This is a genomic window from Ruminococcus sp., from assembly GCF_019417665.1.
Taxonomy (GTDB): domain Bacteria; phylum Bacillota; class Clostridia; order Oscillospirales; family Ruminococcaceae; genus Ruminococcus_C.
The window spans coordinates 18,080-29,166 of the sequence record NZ_DXUU01000039.1; the positions used below are offsets into that span (position 1 = coordinate 18,080).

Sequence of the window (11,087 nt, forward strand, 5' to 3'; positions counted from 1 at the left end):
GGAATTAGAATATGAACACGAAAAAAGAAAGAACATTTCGTGCCAGGCTGATCAGCATTTTTCTGGCGGCAATGGTATTGATCGCATGCATACCGTCCGTCATTTTTGCATCAGCGGCAGAAGGGAGCAGCAATCCCATCGTGCTGACGAACGCCAGCGTGGAATTCCGGGACAGCAGCTTCAAGAGCATTGACCAGGTGGATTCTGGTTCGCTGTTCTACCTGATGATTACGGTTGCGGGAAACAACGTCAACCAGGAAGAGGGTATGAGCGGCGCCTACCGTGTATATATCACGGACAAGAACCTACAGCTCCCGAACTTTGCCGGGAACGGTTTCACAGACGGTGCTGTGTACAATGGCTACACCCTGCATGTGGTGGACGAGAACACACGCTATGTGGAATTCAACATTAAAAACGGCGATACAAAGGGAATCCGTCTCCAGGCGAGATTCCGGAACGGCAAGACCCCGAACGGAGAGACAGCCAGTGTAAAGCTGGTGCAGACTGCGTCGGGTAAAAGCGTGAGCAATTCCATTGCAGCAAAGGCATCCCTGTCATGGAGTGCATCCAAGTCGGAGAACCGCACGTCCCTGACGGCGGAAGAATTGGCAAAGGGAACGACGGTGAACTATACCCTCAGTGCAAGTCCCAGTAATGCAAACAAGAAGTCAGGCGCACTCTGGGCAGAATCCCTGCACTTTGAGGACACCATTTCCCTGGAGAACATGACTTTCGGAGCAAATGCAGAAGAAAGCATCAAAAGCGCTGTTATGGCGGCGGCACAGAATGCCGGCTATACGGCACAAAAGCTATCCGTTACCCCCAATGGTACAACGGCATCCATTTCTTTTGACATCGAAAGCAAGAACAAGAACGCCGAAATGAGCGCAGTGAGCCTGAATGTGGCGCTGCCGCTGAACAGCGATACGGTGACATTCAGCGGCAAAGAAGCCGGTAAGGTGGAGAACAGCCTGAATGTGAAGGTGAAGCCCTATGGGACGGATACGCTGACGGATATTGGCGGGAATTCTGTTTCGTTGGACGTGCCGGCACCGCCTGCACCAGAAGCAAAGTTTGAAATTGTAAAAACAGTTGTAGGCGACGATTACATAAAAGTAGACGAAGCCAATTTAACTGAGCCGATTTCTGTTACATTTGAAGTTAAAGTCACTAACACTGGAAATAAGGCCGACAGTCTTGTGTTGTCGGAAAGCTTCCCTGATGCTATGACGATCAATAGCGTAACCGGTGGAACGTGGAACGCAGCAGACAAAACCATTACATTTGATAATATCGGCTATGAAGATGGCAATGACACTGCCACTGCAACGATTCAGGCAACAATTACGCCTTCAGCAAGTGATTTTGCCTGGAGTACCACGAAGCAGTATACCAATACCGTAATGGATAAGGCAACCTATAACAGTTCTAGTGCAAGCGTAACTGTTGAGAAAAGAGCAGCAAAAATCGGTGCGACCAAGAGCGGTTATATTGTAAATCCAGATAATGCAAGCGACACCAGCATTACGTCTTACAGCGGCGGCGAAACTGTAAAGTGGACGATCAAGGTTCGCAATGACGGTGAAGTTGCAAAAGAAATTCAGGTTTCAGATACTGCACCCAATGGTGTAACGCTTGATGCAGTTACAAAGGGCAATAGTAATTTGACTGTTACGGATAACGGCTTTACAGATACAGTAACAGTAGGCGTTGGTGATATAATTACATATGAGTTGACTGGTACAATTGCAGATGCAAGTGCTTTGGACAATATCAGTTCGATCACAAACAAAGTAACAGTAGACGGAACTGATTATTTTAGTAATGCGTTCACAAAGAAAGAAGCAAAAATCAATACAAGTAAGAGTAGCTATATTGAAAAGAACGGCGTAGCGCAGGAAGACCGTCATTATAGTGCGGGGGATACCGTTGTTTACCTGATTACCATATCGAACGATGGTCAGGCTGCAAAGGAAATCAGCGTTTCAGATACCATCCCCACTGGCATTACAGGTGCTTCGTGCACCAAGGATGGTGCAGATTTCTCGCTCGCCGATGGTAAGCTGACAGATACAATCACACTGGCTGTGGGCAAGTCCGTACAGTACAAGATTACTGGTACTATTGCGGAGGGCACAAAGGGCACGATTATCAATACTGCCACAGTAGACGGGAATAGCTATAGCGACAGCGGTTTGTATGCACATGCTGCAAGCCTGAGCATCTACAAAACTGCAAGCCCGGCTGCGTATGTACGCAATGAAGATATGGTGTTCACGATTGAAGTGCCGAACAATGGTACAATTGCAGCGGACAATGTTACTGTGAAGGATGATAGTCTGGCTGAACTGGTCAGCGATGGCACACTGGCAAGCCCGACGGTTTCTGCGAAGATTGTGGATGCGGACGGCAAAGAAGAAGCCATCATTGTGGCATATGCTGATTTGGCTGGCAGCGGTGCAACAATCAGCAGCATTCCGGCGGGCGGTAAGGCAGTGATCACAGTTACCGCCAAGGCAACCCGGAGCGATGGGGCATCGTTTACCAATACGGCGTCGTTCCGTTTCGATGATCAGACAGGCAGCAGCACAACACTGGAAATTCCGAAGGATGTCACTGCGGATTATAAGGTGACCAAGTGGGCAGTTGCTGGGGAAGATGCAGAATTTGCCAAAAAGGAAGAGATTACGTATCGTGTGAGGTTTGAAAATAACAGCACGGATAATACGATTAAAAACCTCTATGTTTACGATCGCGGCGAGGAATTAGCTTGGCTTGAGGGTGGGCAGTATGGTGCTGACCACATAAAAATGTCCATCATGGAACTGAGTGGCGCAGACGAAAACTATGCAGTTGGTGATGAGGTTATTAAGTGTGAAGGAGGCGGCTATGCAAATGCATCCTACGTGTTGAAAGATGTTAATCTGAAGCCCGGCGGATATGTTGTTCTGGAATACACAGTATATGCAGGTGAGGGTACCAACTTATCTTTAAGCAACACACTTAAAGAAGGCGTTCAAAAAATAGCAGATGATACATTGGGTGCTGAATATAGCGGAATGACAGGCTATTTTAACTATGTTGCTATAGGTGAGGGAATCGAATCATATGGCAATTGGGATACACCTAAAACATGGTACGGACAGGATCTTACCTATAACCCACGGAGCGCATCTTTCCTCACAGAGAAGTCTGTTGATACTGAATCTGTTTCAGTAAATGAGGGCATCCCGGACGCTTTCAATTATACAATTTCATTTAGCCCGAACAATGATGACCCAAATAAATCAAACTACGGCGGTGCGACATTTAAAGTGACTGATGTACTGCCAGATGGTATGGTGTATGTAGATGGTTCAGTTACATTGACGGATGGATACAGCAGCTCATATCCTGATAACATCAATGTGGTGCAAAATGGGAATGAACTAGAGATTACATTTACGTGTCCTAGCAGCTTTAGTAATACAAATATCTATGTTAAATATCAAGCAGCGCTTACTGCTTCGAAAAAAGATGATCTGAACAAACTTAGCGCAAAGGACAAGGATATACTAACAAACACAGTAACAAACGTTATTGTCACAAAGAATGATGAAATTATTAAAACAAAAGAACCAAACGCATCTGCATCGATAACGTTTAAAAATGTTCTCCCAGCCCCGGGCTTTGCAAAGCTTGCTTATCAGTCCTTCCCGGGAACAGAGTATGACGAAACGCTGCTTCAGCCCGTAGAAAACGGCTATATCACTGCCGGAGATACGCTGATCTGGCGCACAGTCGTTTACAACGGAAACGGTTCTTCAAAAGATATCGCTGATCTGATAAACTACAGCGTTACTGATACACTTCCGTCCAGCTATAGCTATTCCGATGAGACCGGCTATCCGAAGTCGATCCGCATTACCACAGTGAATCCAAAAACAGGTCTGCCTGAGGACGGCGGTAGATCAATCACATGGATCGATCCGACCGCAGACGGCAAAAACTATACCTGGGACTTCACTGGCGACACATACAAGCTTGCACCGAATGAGTGCCTTGTCATTGAATTTGCTACCGTGGCAGATGTAGAAAAGGAAGGCGTTATCACTAACACCGGATATGCCACCATTCAGCAGGGCTTTACAGTGGAAGATACCGTTGCCGGCGAAAAGCAGGACGACACCATCCACAGCTATGCAAACTATAACATCGTTGGTCTGACCACCGAGTCCTGGAAGACTATTACTTATACCAATCAGGGTCACACAGGTGATCCCCATACTGACCCGATTACCGACACCGGCGAAAGCCGCAACCCCACTCACAACTATGTCCAGGGTATGCAGGGCGAAAAGGTAACCTATACACTCCACGTGAAGAACAATTCGCCCCTGGATCTGGAGAATATGACCATCATTGACCGTCTGCCCTATGTGGGAGATCTCGGTCTGGTTTCTGGCTATGCCCGGAACTCTGCCTTTGGTGTGACCATGGGTGAGATCACCTCCGTGACAGTGAATGGTACGGACGTAGGCTATACGAAATCATACTCCACAGATAAGGCCTCCGTTCTGGATGAATTCTCGAAGGATTGGCTTGGACAGAATGATGTCATGAGCTGGAATGCAAGTGCGGCAGATGCAGTGAACTTCCGGATTCAGATTGATTCGAACGTTGTGATCGAACCCGCTGATGAGGTTGTTGTGACATTTACCGCAACTGTCCCCAGCTATGTGGCAAACACCGGCGAGGAAAATATCGCATGGAACAGTTTTGCTTATGCATACCAGAATACTGACGTCCTTGGCGATACCGTTATGGTTGCTGAACCGGCAAAAGTCGGCGTCTGGGTGGAGACACCGGATACGAAGATTGACATCAATATCAATAAGACTAGCGATAGTGCAGGTACATTCTATTTCGCATTGTTTGGTGATGAAGCAGGAACAAAGCGTATTAGTGATGTTGTTTCTTTGATATTGACTAGCGATAAGCTTACAGATACGGTTACCATGCAGGCAATTGATCTGGCTTCGATGAAGCAGCAGATGCTTGATGATGGGATGACGAATGCAGATAATATTTACTTGTTGGAAACGGATGCAAAGGGCAATGCACTGAGTCAAGTTGCTTCTCCGTATACAGTGACTTATACTGACAATCAAATTCCGACAAATACACCAGCGAATAGCACAGTAAATGTTGGTGTTGACAACAAGAAGAACACCGGCTCTATCACAGTCAACAAGACTCTGGCTGGCGATGGCGATAAGATCACCGGCGATACCTTCTATTTCGCACTCTTCACCAAGGATACAAATAACAACTACATCCGCTATGAGGATGTTCCGGTGCAGTCGCTGACATTCACAGAGGCTGGAGAGCAGAAGCTGACGTTTGAAAATGTTCCGAATGGCGTTGATTTTTACGTGCTGGAAACCAATGCGAATGGCGTCATTGCAGATACCGATTTCGAAAACTACACCTCCGATTCTGGTATCAACTACACGTCAACAGCTCCGGCAGCTGTTCAGGCAGGAGACACATGCTCCATCACCAACACGGAATTGGTAACCCGCAGCATCACCGTCAGCAAGGTACTGATCTCAGATGAGATCAAAACAAACCCAACCTTTATAGTAGGCTTGTTTGACAATGCCGAAGGCTCTGGTGACCCGATTGAGACACAAAAGGTGACCTCCGGCAGTGAAGTGACCTTTGACAATCTGGAGAAGGATACCACATATTATGTATTCGAACTGGATGAGGACGGAAAACCTGTAAAAGCAGGCGAAGTCCTGACAAAGGGTGAAGTATACTTCGATGCGGATACAAAGAAAACAGATGTTCCATTCATCGTAGTATATGACGGCGGCGGCACAACACCCATCCAATTTACAGAAACAAACAGTGCTGGTGAAGTTATCGAATCCACAAACAAGAATGTGATCATCACAAATAACCAAACGGACGAAGAACAAAATAAGATCATCGTCACAAAAACTGTTATATCCGATTCTTCTTATGAAAATGCTGAGTTCACCTTCGGTCTGTTCACCATGAATGCATACGGAGAATATGTACCGGTGGGCGATACAAAGACCATCAAAATGGGAGAAAGCAATACCGCTGTCTGTGAATTCACAGATCTGGATACGGATACCCCGTATTATGTGTTCGAAATGGATGGCACTACGAGATGCGGTGACGGTACAACGATTCAGGTAGATGGCCAGACTTATGTTGTCAGCTATCCCGGCGGCAATCAGACACTTCTGGAAGCCGGCATTCCCGGAGCTGTACAAGTCGTAAATACGCACGCTAATACTCCGAAGCTCACTTTTGAAAAGCTGGATGCCAACGGCAGCCCCCTGGAAGGCGCAGTGTTCACATTGACACCGGATGAAAAGACAAAGGATGCCTTGAGCAGTTTGATTGCAGAGGACAGCTCAATAGTCTGGGGCGAGGACAGAGAAACATATACATTAAGTGGAACCAGCGGTGCAGATGGCATCATTGAATGGGATGCGCAGAATGCAGTTGGAGAAAAAAGCAAGACTCTGATTCTGGCAAAGGGCACATATACTCTGACAGAAGATGCAGGAGCAGGCTATGCACCTGTTTCCATCACTTTCAAAGTGGACGATGGAAAGTTTTTCGACACGACAGATGGTGCAGTCGAGTCTGACGCTTTGAATTACAACGTTTCCGCAACAAAATTCACTGTATATAACCGTTCTATTGTCAATGTCAGCAAGACAGATATGACTGGAACAAAGGAGCTTGCTGGAGCAAAGATCCAGATCACAGCCAATGATGCATCGAATGTTCTGATAGAAAATCTGATCTCTCTGACCAGAGGTGACACCGAGTTCAAAAAGGTGACACAGTTCAGCGAAACTGCCGATTACACAGAATATATGCTGGACGGCAGCAGCCTGACATTCTGGTCTGACGGTGTGAATCCCACGAAGATCACCGGTCTTCCGAATGGCTCTTACACCATGACGGAGGTCATCGCACCGGACGGCTATGATATTACCACAGAGCTGAACTTTACCATTACAAATGGCGTGGTTTCTGCGGATGTAAACGATTCTTACCTGGTAACAGGCGCAGACGCAGACAATGACGGCAACAAGATCGTCATGATGGACAGCGAAAAGAAGACCATTACCATCAGTAAATATGCTGTCAATGGCACAGAGGAACTGGATGGGGCGATTCTGACCCTGACTGCTTTGGATGAAACGATTGATCTGACAGGTGTGACAGGAACATATACCGACAAGTCGGCTGTGACATTTGGCGAACAGAAAAAAACTTTCATCACATGGACATCTGATGCAGAAAAGGGCAGCATCAACCTGACGGGTCTTCCGGCAGGCACGTACACACTGACAGAAACACAAGCACCGGACGGCTATACACTGACCGATGCAAAGACCGAAGAACTGACATTCACAGTTGATGAAAATGGCAAGGTGACAACTGTTGGCGCTGGCTTAAAGCTGGATGAGACGGACGAGACCCATGTCATTATGGAAGACGACAAGTCAGTGATCTCTATCTCTAAAAAGGAGATCACAGGTGAGACGGAAATCGCCGGCGCATCGCTCAGACTGACTTATACCGGCGAAGAAACCGTTGATTTGACAAAGGTTGACGCTTCTATTGACGGCGCAGAAAAAACAGCAAATACCATCCAGTGGACTTCTGGCGAAACCGAAATGGTGCTGACGGGACTCCCGGACGGCACTTATCAGCTGGAGGAAACTGGAAGCACATTTGAATATCATGATGTCACCTACTCTGTTCTGAATACCACCATGACTTTCACGGTGGAAAATGGCGTGATCACAAACACCACTGGTACACAGGATACCCATGAAACCGCAGATGCAGACACAGGCTATTATTATTACAACAGCACCGAGGATGCAAGCACCATTCAGGTCTGCGATGCTGTGGCAGCAGCGGAAAGTGTTGTTATCTCTAAGCAGGATATTGCGGACGGCTCAAAGGAACTGCCAGGTGCGCAGATGAAGCTGACCTATGAAGGAGAAGACACACTGGAAAATGTAGCGACAAGTGGCGGTACAGAATTTAAGGTGGATGAGACCAATCCGAAACTTGCTACTTGGACATCTGGAGAAACAGCTCTTGAACTGACAAATTTGCCGGATGGCAAGTACATTCTGGAAGAAACCAGTGCACCCAGCGGATATGCTGTTATCACAACCTTTACATTCAGTATCACGAATGGAAAACTTGTGGCTGTGTCCACTGATGCTGTTACAGTTGACGGACAGACCCTTACAGTAAAGGACAAAGCGACTAGTCTCACGATTAGTAAAACAGCAATTGTAAATAACACCGTGAAAGAATTGGCTGGTGCAATTCTGGAAATTGCAAATGTCACCGGACAGGAAAACGACTTGTCTCAGGTAAGCGCAACACAGAATGGCACAGATGCAAAGAAATGGAGTGCATCCAAGGATAAGATCTCTTTCGAATCTGTTTCTGAATATGAAACTATCATCGAAAAACTCCCGGCAGGTACTTATACGCTGACAGAATACAGAGAACCCAACGGATATCAAAAGGCAGAAACAATTACGTTTACCTTGAATCCGGATGGCACGATTTCTGATGTAAAGAATAGTGCATCAACGGAAGAGGAACTGAATGCCAATAAGATCGTTATGCTGGATCTGGAAAAGGGTACTGTGTCTATCACAAAATATGCTGTGGCTGGTTCTGCTGAATTGGGCGGTGCAGTTCTGAAACTGATCGCACCGGCTGATGTGAATTTGAGCCAGGTGAATGCTTCTTATGCAAATGGTACAAAGGATGGCATCGACATTACCGAGAGTTCCATTTCATGGACTTCTTCCAATGAAAAGGGAAGTGTAGTTCTAGGTATGCTTCCAGCAGGCACATATGAATTACAGGAAATCACAGCACCGGATGGATATACCCGTAAGGTTGAAACAATGACGTTTACTGTAGACAATTCTGGAAATGTTACTGAAACAAACGGACTTCTGAAAACAGGAAATGTTGTTACAATGGAGGACGCACCTTCTACAGTCTCCATCTCTAAGGTCGGCGAAAAGGGCAACACTGTTGCTGAACTCCCCGGCGCATCTATGAAGCTCACCTATACTGGTGACGGCACACTGGACAATGTAACTCCCAAAAATGGCACGATCAAAAAGGAAGGAAAGGTCATCACCTGGACATCCGGCGCAGAAGCTCTGATCCTGGAGAAGATCCCCGATGGCGCTTATACTCTGGAGGAAACTCTTGCACCGAATGATAGCTATGAACTCGCCACAAAAATCACCTTTGAGGTGGAGGATGGCTTTGTGAAAAATGTCATCATTGACAAGGACAGCAAGAGCGAATATACAGACGGCGTGATCCGTATGTTTGACGCACTGAAACCTGTGACAACGGAAACAACAGAAGTGACAGATACTTCTACAAATACAGAAACCAACACCGAAACCACCACAGTATCTTCTGAAGCTTCTTCCACATCCGACACGGAACAGACTGAAAGCGCTACTACAGCAAGTACAATCGTTACTACGGCTTCCGGCTCGTCTGCTGCATCCACAGGGGGCAGTACAAACACAACGAGCACAGCAAGTTCTGCAGGTCCAACCAATACTACCACTGGCAGCACAACAACAACAATGACGACAACAACAGAAAGCACTGCTGTTTCTGAGACAGAAAGCTCCGGTACAACCGCTTCGACATCTGTTAGCGAGACGACTGCAGTTTCCACAGAAACCAGCACAGCAGCAACGACATCCACAACGATCACTGACAAGACCACTGTTTCCTCCGCAGCGACTACTCCCTCCACGGCTACTGCTTCTTCGGCAGCTACCACAGCATCGGCAGGAACAACATCGAAAACAGATACCACAACAAATACCACGGTATCGACACAGACGACCTCTGAATCCACTGCTGATACAACCGTGACGACCACTGTCACAGGCGTGGTTATCCGCAAGTGTGATATGGTAGGCAATGAAATTGCTGGTGCTTCTTTGACTGTTGCTGACCTCAGCGGCGATCTCATTGATGCATGGATTTCTGAGGAAGGAATTTCTCACGTAATTGCAAATGCACAGGTGGGCGTACCCTACTGCCTGACAGAAACGCTGGCACCGACAGATTTCGCCATTGCAGCTCCGATCTACTTCCAGCTGGAAGCCGACGGTACTGTAAGTATTCTGACCTATCAGCTGAACGAGGACGGCAGCCTGGCACTGGATGAATCCGGTGCACCTGTACTCCTCAGCATTGCACAGGGAACGGACAATGTGGTTATCATGGTAGATGAATACACCGGTCCTGGCACACTTACTACTTCCGCAACTACCACGACAACAACGACTACAACGACGACTACAGCAACTACCACCACGCCGAGAAATTCCACAGAGGGGAACGGTGAGCACACGCCAACCGCTACCCAGCCGGTTTCTTCTGAATCGACCCAGGAGGGTACAGATTCCGATACAAATACGGCAGTTTCCGGCACAAACGGCACCCAGACCACGACGACATCCAAGAAAACCAGCACAGGATCGAGCAGCAAGAGCATTTCGTCTTCACCAAAGACAGATGACATGTTCCCGGCAATTCTGATCCCCACTGGCGTGGCACTGGCAGCAGCCCTTATGATGGCAAGCAAGCGAAAGAAAAAGTAAGAACTAACGTTAACGTAAGTTGACGTGAAACTGAAAAAACCGCATACGGCAGGGGAAAACCTGCTGTATGCGGTTTTTGTTGTATGCGCACTTCCGGGACGGGAAAGATTTTTTCGGAAATGGCAAGTGGGGGATGTTCCGGATTATCATTTTGTTTGCTTTTTTGTATGGGAAATGGTATACTAAAGAAAATAATGCTCTTGCAAATAGAGGCATAGTTATGGAGGAACTAGCGATGAAAACAAAGAAATGGCTTAGGGTTGGGTGTATTATTTTTATTGTATTTATAACATCTTTTATAGTTTATAAAGGTCACCTCTAAAAACCATAAAAACGACCTTCAACAGTGTCGCAGCAAAACAA

At 46.9% G+C, this 11,087-nt stretch carries 1 protein-coding gene; it reads left to right on the top strand.

Going from position 1 to position 11,087, the window contains the following annotated elements:
- Positions 1-11 precede the first annotated feature (11 nt).
- Positions 12-10,724, top strand: coding sequence for a SpaA isopeptide-forming pilin-related protein (locus QZ375_RS10310; RefSeq protein WP_295218714.1), 10,713 nt, complete (start codon positions 12-14; stop codon positions 10,722-10,724).
- The last annotated feature ends 363 nt before the right edge of the window (positions 10,725-11,087 follow it).

Coding starts and splice junctions, on each gene's coding strand:
- QZ375_RS10310 (WP_295218714.1), top strand. CDS start 12: ATGAACACGAAAAAAGAAAGAACATTTCGTGCCAGGCTGATCAGCATT.